20 protein-coding genes and 1 pseudogene are annotated in these 13,267 nt (G+C 63.0%); 11 read left to right on the top strand and 10 right to left on the bottom strand.

Annotated elements, in window-relative coordinates:
- Positions 1-85: 85 nt before the first annotated feature.
- The 6 genes and pseudogenes from N5J71_RS05940 to N5J71_RS05915 all read left to right on the top strand — a co-directional run bounded on the left by N5J71_RS05940 (position 86) and on the right by N5J71_RS05915 (position 3,352).
- Positions 86-232 (top strand): hypothetical protein, encoded by a 147-nt coding sequence (locus tag N5J71_RS05940; protein WP_170962164.1) that lies wholly within the window; start codon positions 86-88, stop codon positions 230-232.
- Positions 178-834, top strand: a pseudogene (locus N5J71_RS05935) (GGDEF domain-containing protein); the annotation flags it as partial. The gene N5J71_RS05940 and the pseudogene N5J71_RS05935, both read left to right, overlap by 55 nt.
- Positions 835-869: 35 nt before the next feature.
- Positions 870-1,877: a class 1 fructose-bisphosphatase gene (locus tag N5J71_RS05930; protein ID WP_074855237.1), complete on the top strand. Its 1,008-nt coding sequence runs from the start codon at positions 870-872 to the stop codon at positions 1,875-1,877.
- Complete coding sequence (locus N5J71_RS05925; protein ID WP_279916509.1) at positions 1,877-2,476, top strand: DUF924 family protein; 600 nt, start codon at positions 1,877-1,879, stop codon at positions 2,474-2,476. Before N5J71_RS05930 ends, N5J71_RS05925 begins: the two co-directional genes overlap by 1 nt.
- Positions 2,477-2,545: 69 nt before the next feature.
- Positions 2,546-2,797, top strand: a complete 252-nt coding sequence (gene bamE, locus N5J71_RS05920; protein WP_024306606.1) for an outer membrane protein assembly factor BamE domain-containing protein — start codon at positions 2,546-2,548, stop codon at positions 2,795-2,797.
- Between the two features lie 12 nt (positions 2,798-2,809).
- Entirely contained in the window at positions 2,810-3,352 is a 543-nt protein-coding gene (locus N5J71_RS05915; RefSeq protein ID WP_279916507.1) for a lipocalin family protein, read from the top strand.
- Between the two features lie 153 nt (positions 3,353-3,505).
- Here the strand turns inward: N5J71_RS05915 and N5J71_RS05910 are convergent, their stop codons facing one another.
- Positions 3,506-3,943 (bottom strand): hypothetical protein, encoded by a 438-nt coding sequence (locus N5J71_RS05910; protein ID WP_003458963.1) that lies wholly within the window; start codon positions 3,941-3,943, stop codon positions 3,506-3,508.
- 79 nt (positions 3,944-4,022) lie between these two features.
- On the opposite strand from N5J71_RS05910, the gene pip reads away from it, so the two are divergent.
- Both pip and dtd read left to right on the top strand, forming a co-directional pair.
- The gene (pip, locus tag N5J71_RS05905; RefSeq protein ID WP_074855239.1) at positions 4,023-4,994 is read left to right on the top strand and encodes a prolyl aminopeptidase; all 972 of its coding nucleotides are present in this window, start codon (positions 4,023-4,025) and stop codon (positions 4,992-4,994) included.
- The gene (dtd, locus tag N5J71_RS05900; protein ID WP_074855240.1) at positions 4,991-5,428 is read left to right on the top strand and encodes a D-aminoacyl-tRNA deacylase; all 438 of its coding nucleotides are present in this window, start codon (positions 4,991-4,993) and stop codon (positions 5,426-5,428) included. The genes pip and dtd overlap by 4 nt, the downstream gene beginning before the upstream one ends.
- Before the next feature lie 92 nt (positions 5,429-5,520).
- On the opposite strand, the gene N5J71_RS05895 is transcribed toward dtd, so the two are convergent.
- From N5J71_RS05895 to ubiE, 9 genes are all read right to left on the bottom strand, one after another.
- A complete protein-coding gene (locus N5J71_RS05895) occupies positions 5,521-6,231 on the bottom strand; it encodes a 16S rRNA (uracil(1498)-N(3))-methyltransferase (RefSeq protein ID WP_084342175.1) in 711 nt (236 codons plus the stop codon).
- A complete protein-coding gene (tatC, locus tag N5J71_RS05890; RefSeq protein WP_279916506.1) occupies positions 6,228-7,022 on the bottom strand; it encodes a twin-arginine translocase subunit TatC in 795 nt (264 codons plus the stop codon). The genes N5J71_RS05895 and tatC overlap by 4 nt, the downstream gene beginning before the upstream one ends.
- Positions 7,019-7,363 (bottom strand): Sec-independent protein translocase protein TatB, encoded by a 345-nt coding sequence (tatB, locus tag N5J71_RS05885; protein WP_003458969.1) that lies wholly within the window; start codon positions 7,361-7,363, stop codon positions 7,019-7,021. The genes tatC and tatB overlap by 4 nt, the downstream gene beginning before the upstream one ends.
- A 3-nt stretch (positions 7,364-7,366) precedes the next feature.
- Positions 7,367-7,600: a twin-arginine translocase TatA/TatE family subunit gene (gene tatA / locus N5J71_RS05880; protein WP_003458970.1), complete on the bottom strand. Its 234-nt coding sequence runs from the start codon at positions 7,598-7,600 to the stop codon at positions 7,367-7,369.
- Positions 7,601-7,623: 23 nt separating this feature from the next.
- Positions 7,624-7,959, bottom strand: a complete 336-nt coding sequence (locus N5J71_RS05875) for a phosphoribosyl-ATP diphosphatase (protein WP_074855244.1) — start codon at positions 7,957-7,959, stop codon at positions 7,624-7,626.
- A complete protein-coding gene (gene hisI, locus N5J71_RS05870; RefSeq protein ID WP_084342171.1) occupies positions 7,952-8,350 on the bottom strand; it encodes a phosphoribosyl-AMP cyclohydrolase in 399 nt (132 codons plus the stop codon). The genes N5J71_RS05875 and hisI overlap by 8 nt, the downstream gene beginning before the upstream one ends.
- Before the next feature lie 73 nt (positions 8,351-8,423).
- A complete protein-coding gene (ubiB, locus tag N5J71_RS05865; RefSeq protein WP_279916505.1) occupies positions 8,424-10,010 on the bottom strand; it encodes a ubiquinone biosynthesis regulatory protein kinase UbiB in 1,587 nt (528 codons plus the stop codon).
- On the bottom strand, positions 10,007-10,624 hold the full coding sequence (locus tag N5J71_RS05860; protein ID WP_084342167.1) for a ubiquinone biosynthesis accessory factor UbiJ: 618 nt from the start codon (positions 10,622-10,624) through the stop codon (positions 10,007-10,009). The genes ubiB and N5J71_RS05860 overlap by 4 nt, the downstream gene beginning before the upstream one ends.
- On the bottom strand, positions 10,624-11,394 hold the full coding sequence (gene ubiE, locus N5J71_RS05855; protein WP_279916504.1) for a bifunctional demethylmenaquinone methyltransferase/2-methoxy-6-polyprenyl-1,4-benzoquinol methylase UbiE: 771 nt from the start codon (positions 11,392-11,394) through the stop codon (positions 10,624-10,626). The genes N5J71_RS05860 and ubiE overlap by 1 nt, the downstream gene beginning before the upstream one ends.
- A 147-nt stretch (positions 11,395-11,541) precedes the next feature.
- Here ubiE and N5J71_RS05850 point away from each other — a divergent pair, with 147 nt between their 5' ends.
- From N5J71_RS05850 to N5J71_RS05840, 3 genes are all read left to right on the top strand, one after another.
- A complete protein-coding gene (locus N5J71_RS05850) occupies positions 11,542-11,817 on the top strand; it encodes a polyhydroxyalkanoic acid system family protein (RefSeq protein ID WP_017678522.1) in 276 nt (91 codons plus the stop codon).
- A gap of 171 nt (positions 11,818-11,988) precedes the next feature.
- A complete protein-coding gene (locus tag N5J71_RS05845; protein ID WP_084342165.1) occupies positions 11,989-12,435 on the top strand; it encodes a phasin family protein in 447 nt (148 codons plus the stop codon).
- Positions 12,436-12,445: 10 nt separating this feature from the next.
- Entirely contained in the window at positions 12,446-13,228 is a 783-nt protein-coding gene (locus N5J71_RS05840) for a phasin family protein (RefSeq protein ID WP_084342163.1), read from the top strand.
- Positions 13,229-13,267: the final 39 nt, after the last annotated feature.

The raw sequence follows: 13,267 nt of genomic DNA, 5'->3' as shown, positions 1-13,267 counted from the left end.
TGCATGGCTTCGGGCTGGAGTTTCTCGGCACCGGTAATGGTGACGCTGCTGGTGTGTCTGGGGGGGGATCCTGCTGGCGCACTGGGTGACCCGCCAGCGCGACTTTCCCGGACGTGAGAGTTTCATCCTGCTGCATCTGGCCAGCCTCTGCTGGATGGTTACTGCAGCGCTGGAAATGACCTTCCTCAGCGCCACCTCAGTGAACTCAAGCTGGCTGAAGCACTGGCGCTGAGCGAGGAGCGCCTGCGCACCATCTCCAGCCTGCATGAACAACTGCGCGAACAGGCCCTGTGTGATCCGCTGACCGGGTTGTACAACCGTCGTTATCTGGATGAGTTCTTCGAGCGCGAGCTGGCCAGGGCATAGCGCGAGAACCTGCCACTGGCGCTGGCCCTGATCGATCTTGATCACTTCAAGCGCCTCAACGACGAATGCGGCCACCTGGTCGGCGACGACGTGCTCAAGGCCGTCGCGCAGCACCTGCTGGACAACCTGCGCAGCACCGATGCGGTGTTTCGTATCGGCGGCGAAGAGTTTCTGCTGATATTGCCGGGCGCCGATCCGCGCGAGGCCAGCGAGCGCCTGCAGAGCATCTGCGCGCAACTGGCGACTCGCGATGTCGCCACCCGTGGCGGCGACCAGCGTGTGACCCTGTCTGCCGGCCTGGCCCATTGGCCTGAGCAGGGGCAGGCACTCGACGAGCTGCTGCAGGCTGCCGACGCCGCGCTGTACCAGGCCAAACGCGACGGGCGCAATCGTGTTTGCGGGCTGCTGGCAGACGCCGATCTCAGCCATCCATCCCGGCAGGCAGCATTGCGCGGCGACTCGGGTTAAACTGCGCGCGATTTTTCCCCTTTCCGGAGCCGTCCATGTCCCGCGTCACCCTGAGCCGCTACCTGATCGAGCAGACTCGCAGCCACAACACCCCGGCCGACCTGCGTTTCCTTATCGAAGTCGTGGCGCGGGCCTGCAAGGCGATCAGCCATCAGGTGTCCAAGGGCGCCCTCGGCGGCGTGCTGGGCAGCCTGGACAGCGAAAACGTGCAGGGCGAAGTGCAGAAGAAGCTCGACGTGATCTCCAACGAAATCCTCCTCGAAGCCAACGAGTGGGGCGGCCACCTGGCCGGCATGGCCTCCGAGGAAATGGACAACGCCTACCAGATCCCCGGCAAGTACCCCAAAGGTGCCTACCTGCTGGTGTTCGACCCGCTGGACGGCTCCAGCAATATCGACGTCAACGTCTCGGTCGGCACCATCTTCTCGGTGCTGCGCTGCCCCGAGCGCAACGGTGAAACCGGCGACCTGGGCGAGGACGCCTTCCTCCAGCCGGGCACCCAGCAGGTCGCTGCCGGCTACGCCATCTACGGCCCGCAGACCATGCTGATGCTGACCCTGGGCGATGGCGTGAAGGGCTTCACCCTGGATCGTGAACTCGGCAGCTTCGTGCTCACCCACGACAACATCAAGGTGCCAGAGTCGACCAAGGAATTCGCCATCAACATGTCCAACCAGCGCCACTGGGAAGCCCCGGTGCAGCGTTACGTCTCCGAGCTGCTGGCCGGTGAAACCGGGCCGCTGGGGCGTAACTACAACATGCGCTGGATCGCCTCGATGGTGGCCGACGTGCACCGTATTCTCACTCGCGGTGGTGTGTTCATGTACCCGCGTGATGCCCGTGAGCCGGACAAACCGGGCAAGCTGCGCCTGATGTACGAGGCCAACCCGATGTCGATGATCATCGAGCAGGCTGGTGGCGCTGCGACCGACGGTAACCAGCGCATTCTCGATATCCAGCCCACTTCCCTGCACCAGCGCGTGCCGGTATTCCTCGGCTCCAAGGAAGAAGTGCTGCGTATCACCGCCTACCACCGCAACTGATGAGTACCTGGCAACCGCTGCTCGACTGGTGGTTCGGTGCCGAAGGCAGCGCTACCGAAGTCGCCGCAGCGCGCCAGGGGTTGTGGTTCGGCAAGCGCGACAGCCAGGACCGTGAGGCAGAGGCGCGGTTCGGCGCCCTGGTCGAGCGGGCGCTGGCTGGCGATCTCAAGGATTGGCTGGATGACCCGCAGGCTTGGCTGGCACAGCTGATCCTGCTCGATCAGCTGCCGCGCATGATCTTTCGCGATACGCCGCGGGCCTTTGCCGGCGACAGCCGGGCTCGCCCATTGCTGCAGGAAGGGCTTGAGCGTGGCTGGGATCGTAGGCTGACGCCGATCCAGCGGGTGTTTGCCTATCTGATCTTCGAGCACGCCGAAGATCTGCCCTTGCAGGACCGCGCGGTCGAGCTGTTTGCTGATCTGCTGAACGAAGCCGCTGTCGATGAGCGGCCATTGTTCGCCGATTTCCTCGATTTTGCCGAGCGTCATCAGCGGGTGATTGTCCGTTTCGGTCGCTTTCCTCATCGCAATGCGATTCTCGGTCGCGCCTCCACTGACGAAGAGCAAGCCTTCCTGCGGGAACCCGGCTCGCGTTTCTGAACTCCAAGCGGGCAAGTCGTCGCCGGCTATGCCAAGCTTGCTGGCACCTTCCCATCAGGAGCTTCATCCATGTCGATGCGTATCGTCGCGTTGCTCGCCTGTTGCCTGCTCGCTGCCTGCAGCAAGGTCAATCAGGAAAACTACTCCAAGCTCAAGGCCGGTATGAGCAAGCAGGAAGTGGAAAGCCTGCTCGGCGCGCCCGGTGAGTGTGCCGGCGCACTGGGAATGACCAGTTGCACTTGGGGCGACGACAAGGCCTATATCAGTGTCCAGTACGCCGGGGACAAGGTCATGCTGTTCTCCGGCAAGGGACTCAAGTAAACAGGAGCTTCCATGCGTTCGATCCTAATCGCCAGCGCCATTCTCGCCCTGGTCGGCTGCGCCAATTCCGGTACCGGCAGCATCCCCAAACCGCCACCGCAGACCATGCAGGTCGATCTGCAGCGTTACCAGGGCACCTGGTACGAGCTGGCGCGCCTGCCGATGTTCTTCCAGCGCAACTGCGTGCAGTCCGAAGCGCATTACGGTCTGCGTGACGATGGCCGCATCGACGTGACCAACCGCTGCCGTGACAAGGACGGTGAGTGGATCGAGGCCAAGGGCGTCGCCGAGTCTCAGGTCGAGGGGCGCACCGACAAGCTGTGGGTACGCTTCGATAACTGGGCCAGCAAGCTGCTGCCGATCAAGGGCGACTATTGGGTGATCTACCACGACGAGGACTATCGCGTGGCGCTGGTCGGTCACCCGGAGCACAAGTACCTGTGGCTGCTCGCGCGCACCCCTGAGGTGGATCAGGAAACCCGCGATAAATTGCTCAGCGTCGCGCGTGAGCAGGGTTACGTCACCTCGGACCTGATCTGGCGTCAGACCGATTGATACACCCATAGCTGGCTTGCCTCGGCTACGTAACGGGGTGCGTTAGGCCCGCTCCCCTGTAGGAGCGAGCTTGCTCGCGATCAGATCGGCTGGCGAACATCGAGGGATCGCCGGCAAGCCGGCTCCTACGTAGGCGGGGGCCGGGCTACGCTTTCACTCCCAGTCCAGGCGCGCCAGCTTCCATTCGCTGCCGTCGAGCCACCATTCCAGCTTCACCGAATAGTGCCGCGCGCTGTCGGGGATCAACCCCTCGGCGCCACTCAGGCCTACCTGAGCTTCGGTATAGCCCTTGCTGCTGATCGCAGCATCGATCCAGCTGTTCTTGCCCAGTGCGATGACCTTGATGTTCTTGTGGCGCAGGAACAGCAGGGTCATGGTGCGCTTGGCCCATTCACGGTCCAGCTCCTGGCGGGCGAGGAAGTCGCCATGCAACTGCTCCAGCACTGCAGCGGTGCTCTTGGCCTCGATGTTGTCCTGCAACTGCTGAACGGCCGCCTCCAGCGCCGCCTGCGGGACGTCCTTGCCGCCGCAGCCGCCCAGCAGCAGGGCGAAAAACAGCGCCAGGGGCCAGGCCAGAAAGCGTATCGACATGCTGAAACTCCTTTTTCATGGTTATGATGCCGGGCAGAGTGGAACACGGCAGTTGTAGCCCAGCCAACAGGAGCCAACCATGCAGACTTTGTACCCGGAGATTAAACCCTACGCTCGCCATGAACTGGCGGTCGAGCAACCGCACGTGCTGTACATCGACGAGAGCGGCTCTGCGGATGGGTTGCCGGTGTTGTTCATCCATGGCGGCCCCGGCGCCGGCTGCGATTCTGCCAGCCGCCGTTACTTCGATCCCGCCCTGTACCGCATCGTCACCTTCGACCAGCGCGGCTGTGGTCGTTCGACGCCGCACGCGAGTCTGGAGAACAACACCACCCAGGCGCTGATCGCCGATATCGAGCGTATTCGCGAGCATCTGGGCATCGACAAGTTCGTGCTGTTCGGTGGCTCCTGGGGCTCGACCCTGGCGTTGGCCTATGCACAGGCGCATCCGCAGTGCGTGCATGGACTGATCCTGCGCGGCATCTTCCTGTGTCGGCCGCAGGAGTTCAGCTGGTTCTATCAGGAAGGCGCCAGCCGCCTGTTCCCCGATTACTGGGAGGATTACGTGGCGCCCATCCCGGTCGAGGAGCGCGGCGACCTGATGCAGGCCTTCTACAAGCGCCTGACGGGTACCGACCAGATCGCCCAGATGCATGCGGCCAAGGCCTGGTCGACCTGGGAGGGGCGCACTGCCACCCTGCGTCCGAACACTCAGGTGGTCGAGCGCTTCAGCGAGGCGCATCGGGCGCTGTCCATCGCCCGTATCGAGTGCCACTACTTCGTCAACGACGCCTTCCTCGAGCCTAACCAGCTGCTCCGTGACATGCCGAAGATCGCGCATCTGCCGGGCATCATTGTGCATGGCCGATACGACGTTATCTGCCCGTTGGACAATGCCTGGGCGTTGCATCAGGCCTGGCCCAACAGCGAGCTGCAGATCATCCGTGACGCCGGCCACTCGGCGGCCGAGCCGGGTATCACCGATGCGCTGATCCGCGCTGCCGAACAGATGGCCCGGCGCCTGCTCGACCTGCCGCCGGAGGATGCATGAAGCTGCTGATCCAGCGCGTCAGCGGTGCACGGGTGGAGGTCGCAGGTGAGGTGGTTGGCAGCATCGATCAGGGCCTGCTGGCGCTGGTCGGCATCGAGCCGCAGGACGATCAGGCCAGCCTGGCCCGCGCCCTGCACAAGTTGCTGAACTATCGGGTGTTTAGCGATGACGCTGGCAAGATGAATCGCTCGCTGACGGATGTGCAGGGTGGTCTGCTGCTGGTTTCGCAATTCACCCTGGCCGCCGATACCAGGAGCGGCATGCGCCCGAGCTTTTCCAGTGCTGCCTCACCGGTTCAGGGCGCTGCACTGTTCGACGGTCTGGTCGAACTGGCCAGAGCCCAGCATCCGCAGGTCGCCACCGGCCGTTTTGGCGCGGATATGCAGGTGCATCTGGTCAACGATGGGCCGGTGACCTTCCTGCTCGAGGTATAGCGGTAGCTTGTGGGAGCGAGCTCTGCTCGCGAATGCTGGCGACTCGAACGCTTCGCGAGCAGAGCTCGCTCCTACAGGTTGATCGTTCGTGTTTAGAACAATCTGGCCAGCAATGCCGGCACCGCCGTCTCCACCCGCAAGATGCGTTCGCCCAACTGCACAGGTTGCAGGCCTGCGGCTTGGCGCAGCAGATCGACTTCGTAGGGAATCCAGCCACCTTCCGGGCCGATGGCCAGGGTCACGGCCTCCTGCACTGCACGCGGGCAGGTCGGGTAATCACCGGGGTGGCCGGTCAGGCCAAGTGTGCCGGCTGCCAGGGCTGGTAGGCGATCCTCGACGAAGGGCTTGAAGCGTTTCTCGATGCTCACTTCGGGCAGCACCGTGTCGCGCGCCTGTTCCAGACCGAGGATCAGCTGTTCGCGAATGGCCTCGGCCTCGAGAAACGGTGTCTGCCAGAAACTCTTCTCCACCCGGTAGCTGTTGACCAATACCAGGCGCGCCACGCCCATGGCGCTGACCGTCTGCAGCACGCGCTTGAGCATCTTCGGGCGGGGCAGGGCGAGGATCAGGGTCAGCGGTAGCTTGGCCGGTGGCGGCTGGTCGAGACTGACATGCAGTTCGGCATGCTCGGCATCCAGGGCGATCAGTCGACCTTCGCCCATCAGCCCGCCAAGATGACCGACGCGCAGGCGATCACCGGTCTCGGCGCGATGCACGTCATGTAGATGTTTCAGGCGCCTGCCACTGAGGCGTACCCGCTCGCCACCGACGAAGTCGGCGTCCTCCAGCAGCAGCAGGTTCACGGCAGCGGTGTGGGTGGCTGGCCTTCGGGCTTGGCTTCTTCTTCGGCGTGTTCCTGGTCGCGCTTGCGCTTGACCAGCGCGCCAGCCAGTACACCGGCTTCGAACAGTAGCCACATCGGCACGGCCAACAGGGTCTGCGAGAACACGTCCGGCGGCGTCAGCACCATACCGACCACGAAGCAGCCGACAATGACGTAGGGGCGGCTCTTGCGCAGAGTCGCTACGTCGACCAGACCTATCCAGATAACCAGGAAGGTAGCGATAGGGATCTCGAAGGCTACGCCAAAGGCGAAGAACAGCGTCAGGACGAAATCCAGGTACTGGCCGATGTCGGTCATCATCGCCACGCCTTCCGGGGTCACGCTGGCGAAGAAGCCGAACATGATCGGGAACACCACGAAGTAGGCGAAGGCCATGCCGGCATAGAACAGGAAAATACTGGAGACCAGCAGTGGCACCGCGATACGCCGTTCGTGGGTGTACAGCCCTGGCGCGATGAAGCCCCAGATCTGGTGCAGGATCACCGGCATGCCGAGAAACAACGCACACATCAGGGTCAGCTTGAATGGCGTCAGAAACGGCGAGGCGACCCCTGTGGCGATCATCGTCGCGCCTTCTGGCAGATAGGCGCGTAACGGCGCAGCGACCAGGGCGTAGATATCCTGAGCGAAGTAGAACAGGCCGGCGAAGATCAGCAGGATGATCACTACACAGCGCAACAGACGAGTACGCAGCTCGGCCAGATGCGAGACCAGAGGCATTTCCTGGTCGGCTTGTGGATTATTGCTCATGGCTGGGGATTCTTGTCCTGAACGCTCGGGGCCGTGTCGGCAGTCGGTTTGGCGCTGTTCTCCGCTGGCGGATTGTCGCTTTTGCCGGTGCCGAGAATGTCCTGCTTCATCGCCTGCATTTCCCGCTCGAGTTCGAGAATCCGCTCGTTATGCAACTGACGGCGAATCTCGTCGGCGCCGATCTCGCGCTCCACCTCGGCCTTGATCGAGTTGAAGCTGCGCTTTATCCGGCCGATCCACAGGCTGGCCGTACGCACGGCGCCTGGCAGGCGCTCGGGGCCGAGCACCACCAGGGCCACCAGACCGACCAGCAGCAGCTCGGTAAAACCGATGTCGAACATGGCTTAGTCTTTCTTCGCTGGCTCTTCGACCTTGCGTGCCTGGGCGTCGATGGTCTGGCCCTTGGGCTCTTCCACGGCTGGCTTTTCAGCTTCGCCGCTATCCATCGATTTGCGGAAACCCTTGATCGCATCGCCCAGATCCGAGCCAAGGCCTTTCAGGCGCTTGGTGCCGAACAGCATGACCACGATGAGCAGGATGATCAGGAGTTGCCAGATGCTTATACCGCCGAAACCCATGGTATGTACTCCGTTGTGAAGGTTTATTCGGATTGCGGTCGCGCGGCTTTTTCCGCGTGGCCGGAGAGGCCGAAACGACGATCCAGTTCGTCCAGCACGGCCTGCGGATGCTGGCCGAGAGCGGCAAGCATGACCAGGCTGTGGAACCACAGATCGGCAGTTTCGTAGATCAGGTCCTGACAGTCACCGCTGACGGCGGCGTCCTTGGCGGCGAGGATGGTTTCCACCGATTCCTCGCCGACCTTTTCCAGAATCTTGTTCAGGCCCTTGTGATACAGGCTGGCGACGTAGGAGCTGTCGGGTGCCGCACCCTTACGCGCTTCCAGTACGTCGGCCAGGCGGCTCAGGGTGTCACTCATGGCTATGTCCTGCATAGATGGCGTGCGGATCTTTCAGCACGGCGTCGACGGTTTTCCAGCTGCCATTCTCGTATACGCGGTAGAAGCAGCTCTCACGTCCTGTATGGCAGGCGATGCCGCCCAGTTGCTCGACCATCAGTACGATGACGTCGGCGTCGCAGTCCAGGCGCAACTCGTGCAGCTTCTGCACATGACCGGATTCCTCGCCCTTGCGCCACAGCTTGCCGCGCGAGCGCGACCAGTAGATGGCGCGCTGTTCGTTGACGGTAAGGGTTAGGGATTCGCGGTTCATCCAGGCCATCATCAGGATGCGGCCGGTCTGGTGATCCTGGGCGATGGCCGGCACCAGGCCGTCTTCGTTCCAGTGGATTTCGTCGAGCCAATCGTTCATCGCTATTCCGTATCTGTTGCGCCGGGCCTCGGCCCGTGAATTCCTCAAGTGTGCCAGTGCCGCAGCCAACTGGCTATCGGCGCAGCACCAGATAGAGCCCGCCGCCAACCATCAGCCAGGCTGGCCAGGTGGCCAGCAGTGGTGCCAGGCCTTGCATGGTGCCGGCGCCGATCAGTGCGGCGCCGAGCAGGCGTAGTGGCCATCGGTCGCTGCTGGGGTGCTGCTCTTCCCGTTGCTGCGAGCGCTGCAGGCGCTCCAGGGTGTCGCGGGCGATCTGCGACAGGTGCGGCACCTGCTCGGCCTGTTGCTGCAGATTGCGCAGCAGGTGTAACGGGCTGATGCGTTCGCGCATCCAGCGCTCGAGGAAGGGCTGGGCGGTGCTCCACAGATCCAGATCCGGATACAGCTGGCGGCCAAGGCCTTCGATGTTGAGCAGGGTCTTTTGCAGCAAGACGAGTTGCGGCTGCACTTCCATATTGAAGCGTCGGGCGGTCTGGAACAGACGCAGTAGCAGCTGGCCGAAGGAAATATCTTTCAGCGGGCGCTCGAAGATCGGCTCGCACACGGTGCGAATCGCCGCCTCGAACTCGTTGACCTTGGTGTCGGCCGGTACCCAGCCCGAGTCGATGTGCAGCTGCGCGACCTTGCGGTAGTCGCGCTTGAAGAAGGCGAGCAGGTTGCGCGCCAGGTAGTCCTGGTCTTCGTCGGTAAGGCTGCCGACAATGCCACAGTCGATGGCGATGTACTGCGGGCTCCAGGGCGTACGGGTGCTGACGAAGATGTTGCCGGGGTGCATGTCGGCATGGAAGAAACTGTCGCGAAAGACCTGGGTGAAGAAAATCTCCACGCCACGTTCAGCCAGGAGTTTCATGTCGGTGCGCTGGTCGGCCAGGGTGGCCAGGTCGGTGACCGGGATGCCGTAGATACGCTCCATCACCAGCACTTGAGGGCGGCACAGATCCCAGTACACCTGGGGCACGTAGAGCAGCGGCGAGCCTTCGAAATTGCGCCGCAGCTGGCTGGCGTTGGCAGCTTCGCGCAGCAGGTCGAGTTCGTCAAAGATGGTCTTCTCGTAGTCGCTGACCACTTCCACCGGGCGCAGACGGCGGGCGTCGGCAGAGGCTTTCTCGGCGATACGGGCGATCAGGAACAGCCAGGCCAGATCCTGGCGGATCACCGGCTTGAGGCCAGGCCTCACCACCTTGACCACCACTTCCTCGCCGCTCTTGAGCTGCGCGGCATGTACCTGGGCGACAGAGGCGGAAGCCAGCGGTTGGCTGTCGAAGCGGGCGAACAGCTCGCTCACCGGGGCGCCGAGCTGGCGCTCGATCAGGGCGATGGCCTGAGCTTCGGGGAAGGGCGGCACCTGATCTTGCAGGCGCGCCAGTTCATCGGCGATGTCCGGCGGTAGCAGGTCGCGGCGGGTAGACAGCAGTTGACCGAACTTGATGAAGATCGGCCCCAGATCCTCCAATGCCAGGCGCAGGCGTGTGCCACGCGAAAGGTCGAGCGGCTTGCGCGGCAGCCAGCGCCACGGCAGCAGCCAGGACAGCGCCCGCAGCCAGAAAGGCAGCGGCAGTGCGAGGAGCAGATCGTCCAGTTGGTAGCGAATGACCACGCGCTGGATGCGCAACAGACGGCGAACGGCAAGCAGCTTCATGCGTCGGGCTTATGGGCAGAGGTGAGGCGCTCGATGCGTGCTTCCAGGCGGTCGAGGGCGAGTTTGAGTTGATCCAGCTCGGCGAAACGCGCATTGGCTTCGCGCTGGCCCACCAGGGTGCGTGATTCTTCGGCCAGGTAGTCGGCCAGATTCTGCTTGAGGCTGGTGGCGCCGTGGCTGGCGAGATTGACCCGGCTGCGCAGGTGACCGGCGAGCAGGGTAGTGGCCACCGGGCCGAGCCAGCGCGAGATTTCGTATTCCCAGTCCAGCTCCAGATCCTGCAGGATGCCGGCCAGTTGCAGCAGCACCGCGCTGTCGCCATCGAGCGATACCTCGGGGCGGTGCAGGATGGCGGTTTTCTCGCGGCTCAGGGCCAGGCGAACCAGGCTGGCGGCAGGTGCGGTCAGGGTGCAGTCGGCGGGTGCATGCCACTGTGCGGCGAGTTGCAAACCATCACCACCGGGCAGAATGAACAGCTCCAGTGTCGGGCTCTGGCACTGCACGGCGATGACCTTGCCACTCAGTGCCTGCAAGCGCGGCAAGGCCGTGCCATCGAGGCTGAGAACCCGGTTGAGGCCCGCCTCGACGCCCGCCAGCAAGCCCGTGATGAGCATTAAGGCTTGATGCCGCGGTGCAGGGCGACGATGCCGCCGGTCATGTTGTGGTAGGTGACGCGCTCGAAGCCGGCGTCGACCATCATCGCCTTGAGGGTTTCCTGATCCGGGTGCATGCGGATCGACTCGGCCAGGTAGCGGTAGCTTTCCGAATCGTTGGTGATCAGCTTGCCGGCCAGCGGCATGAAGCTGAACGAGTAGGTGTCGTAGACCTTGGCCAGCAGTGGGTTGCCGGGTTTGGAGAACTCCAGCACCAGCAGGCGACCACCGGGCTTGAGCACGCGCAGCATGGAGCGCAGAGCGTCTTCCTTGTGGGTGACGTTGCGCAGGCCGAAGGCGATGGTCACCACGTCGAAGTGGTTGTCGGGAAACGGCAGCTTCTCGGCATCGGCCTGGACGAACTGCACGTTGCCGGCTACGCCCTTGTCCAGCAGGCGGTCACGACCGACCTTGAGCATCGAGTCGTTGATGTCGGCCAGCACCACTTCACCGGTCGGGCCGACGATGCTGGCGAACTTGCGGGTCAGGTCACCGGTGCCGCCAGCGATGTCCAGCACGCGGTTGCCGGTGCGCACGCCGGACAGTTCGATGGTGAAGCGCTTCCACAGGCGATGCAGGCCACCGGACAGCACGTCGTTCATCAGATCGTACTTGGCCGCCACCGAGTGGAAGACTTCGGCCACTTTCTCCGCCTTCTGGCTTTCCGGCACATCCTGGAAACCGAAGTGGGTGGTGGGTTCCTGCTCCTGGGCCTTGCGTGGATCGCTCATGTCGCTCTCACCGGGTAGAAAACCGCACCATTCTAAAGGCGCCTGGCGCCTTTGTCTTGCCTGGGTGCCCGCTCGCCCGATGGGCTGGTAGAGTGATGTGACCTCATGCCGCAGCCGTGCGGCACGCCGCCAGTTCAAGGAGTTGCCATGTCCCGTATTCGTGTCGAACGATCCCATTCCCTCGGTCGCGAGGCCGCCCGCGAGAAGGCCGAACGCCTGGCCGAGCGCCTGGCCAGCGAGTACGACGTGCGCTATCGCTGGAACGGCGACACCCTGGAGTTCAAGCGCAGCGGTGCCGACGGCAGCATCGCGGTGGGTGAAGACACTGTGCGTGTGGAGCTCAAGCTCGGGCTGTTGCTGTCGCCCATGGGCGGCATGATCCAGCGCGAGATCGAGCAGGTGCTGGACAAATCGCTGGCCTGAGAGCAGCGGCAAGCCAGTAGGGTGCGCTGTGCCCGCTGCCACTGGGTCGCATTGAACATGCATGCTGTCGCCTGCTCCTAGTATGCGATTTCTAATTTTTCTCCTTAGGGTGTACCCAAGCCTGCATTCCGTGGGCGTTTCCGCTAACTGTCAAAGCGCGTGAGGTGCACCATGTCGAAAGTTGCCGTGAAGAAAAAAGTAGAAGCCGTGGTCGAAGACAAAGCCGGTCTGTTCGACGACATGAAGGGCTATGCCCGCAAGATCTACCTCGCTGGCCTGGGCGCTTACGCCAAGGCGGGTGTCGAGGGGGCCGAATACTTCAAGGAGCTGGTTAAGGCCGGTGAAGGCGTCGAAAGCAAAGGCAAGAAGCTGGTCGACGAGCAGGTAGAAGCCGCCAACAGCCAGATCGAATCGGTCAAGCAGTCGGTCGATAGCAATGTCACCAGTGTTAAAGGCAAGGTCGAAGTTCAGCTCGACAAGATCGAGAAGGCTTTCGATACCCGTGTGGCTGCCGCGCTGAACCGCATCGGTATTCCGTCCAAGCAGGATGTGGAAGCACTCTCTGCTAAGCTGGATGAGCTGAGCGCGTTGCTCGAGCATGTCGCGCGTACCAAATAAGGAGATCAGGATGGCTGTTAAGAAGAAAACCGAGAAACAGACCAGCTCCTGGATCGGCGAGGTCGAGAAATACTCGCGTCAGATCTGGTTGGCAGGCTTGGGCGCTTATTCCAAGGTCAGCAAGGACGGCACCAAGCTGTTCGACACGCTGGTCAAGGACGGCGAGAAGGCTGAAAAGCAGGCCAAGAGCGAAGTCGACAAACAGGTTGGCGCGGTGAAAGCCGGCGTTGGTTCCAAGGTCGGCTCCGCCAAGTCCAAGGTCGATGAGGTCAAGGACAAGGCAATTGGCAAGTGGAGCGAGCTGGAAGAGGCGTTCGACAAGCGTCTGAACAATGCCATCTCGCGTCTGGGCGTACCCAGCCGCAACGAGGTCAAGGCATTGAATGACAAGGTCGACAGCCTGACCAAGCAGCTGGAGAAAATCACTGGCGTATCGGCCAAGTCGGTCGCCAAGCCTGCTGCCAAAGCTGCGCCCAAACCTGCCGCGAAGGCTGCCGCCAAGCCTGCTGCGAAGCCGGCCGCCAAGGCCGCTGCCAAACCGGCTGCCGCGAAACCTACAGCCGCCAAGCCGGCAGCTAAACCTGCGGCGAAACCGGCAGCCAAGGCCGCAGCGAAACCCGCTGCCAAGCCTGCAGCTAAGCCTGCTACAGCGAAGAAGCCGGCTGCGAAGAAACCGGCAGCACCCAAGGCAGTTGCGCCGAAACCGGCTGCACCGGCTCCGGCCGCCGCTGCAACGCCGGCCGCTGCACCGGCTCCGGCTGCCACCCCGGCAACTCCAGCCACCCCGTCCTGAGTTTCTCGGGACTGAAAACGCCCGGCCTAGTGCCGGGCG

The sequence above is a fragment of the Ectopseudomonas oleovorans genome (assembly GCF_029845265.1).
GTDB classification, from domain to species: domain Bacteria; phylum Pseudomonadota; class Gammaproteobacteria; order Pseudomonadales; family Pseudomonadaceae; genus Aquipseudomonas; species Aquipseudomonas oleovorans.
Note: the sequence above shows the minus strand (reverse complement) of the source record. Positions and strands in the feature narration are given on the sequence as shown.

Coding starts and splice junctions, on each gene's coding strand:
- N5J71_RS05930 (WP_074855237.1), top strand. CDS start 870: ATGTCCCGCGTCACCCTGAGCCGCTACCTGATCGAGCAGACTCGCAGC.
- N5J71_RS05925 (WP_279916509.1), top strand. CDS start 1,877: ATGAGTACCTGGCAACCGCTGCTCGACTGGTGGTTCGGTGCCGAAGGC.
- bamE (WP_024306606.1), top strand. CDS start 2,546: ATGTCGATGCGTATCGTCGCGTTGCTCGCCTGTTGCCTGCTCGCTGCC.
- N5J71_RS05915 (WP_279916507.1), top strand. CDS start 2,810: ATGCGTTCGATCCTAATCGCCAGCGCCATTCTCGCCCTGGTCGGCTGC.
- N5J71_RS05910 (WP_003458963.1), bottom strand. CDS start 3,943: ATGTCGATACGCTTTCTGGCCTGGCCCCTGGCGCTGTTTTTCGCCCTG.
- pip (WP_074855239.1), top strand. CDS start 4,023: ATGCAGACTTTGTACCCGGAGATTAAACCCTACGCTCGCCATGAACTG.
- dtd (WP_074855240.1), top strand. CDS start 4,991: ATGAAGCTGCTGATCCAGCGCGTCAGCGGTGCACGGGTGGAGGTCGCA.
- tatC (WP_279916506.1), bottom strand. CDS start 7,022: ATGAGCAATAATCCACAAGCCGACCAGGAAATGCCTCTGGTCTCGCAT.
- tatB (WP_003458969.1), bottom strand. CDS start 7,363: ATGTTCGACATCGGTTTTACCGAGCTGCTGCTGGTCGGTCTGGTGGCC.
- tatA (WP_003458970.1), bottom strand. CDS start 7,600: ATGGGTTTCGGCGGTATAAGCATCTGGCAACTCCTGATCATCCTGCTC.
- N5J71_RS05875 (WP_074855244.1), bottom strand. CDS start 7,959: ATGAGTGACACCCTGAGCCGCCTGGCCGACGTACTGGAAGCGCGTAAG.
- hisI (WP_084342171.1), bottom strand. CDS start 8,350: ATGAACGATTGGCTCGACGAAATCCACTGGAACGAAGACGGCCTGGTG.
- ubiB (WP_279916505.1), bottom strand. CDS start 10,010: ATGAAGCTGCTTGCCGTTCGCCGTCTGTTGCGCATCCAGCGCGTGGTC.
- N5J71_RS05860 (WP_084342167.1), bottom strand. CDS start 10,624: ATGCTCATCACGGGCTTGCTGGCGGGCGTCGAGGCGGGCCTCAACCGG.
- ubiE (WP_279916504.1), bottom strand. CDS start 11,394: ATGAGCGATCCACGCAAGGCCCAGGAGCAGGAACCCACCACCCACTTC.
- N5J71_RS05850 (WP_017678522.1), top strand. CDS start 11,542: ATGTCCCGTATTCGTGTCGAACGATCCCATTCCCTCGGTCGCGAGGCC.
- N5J71_RS05845 (WP_084342165.1), top strand. CDS start 11,989: ATGTCGAAAGTTGCCGTGAAGAAAAAAGTAGAAGCCGTGGTCGAAGAC.
- N5J71_RS05840 (WP_084342163.1), top strand. CDS start 12,446: ATGGCTGTTAAGAAGAAAACCGAGAAACAGACCAGCTCCTGGATCGGC.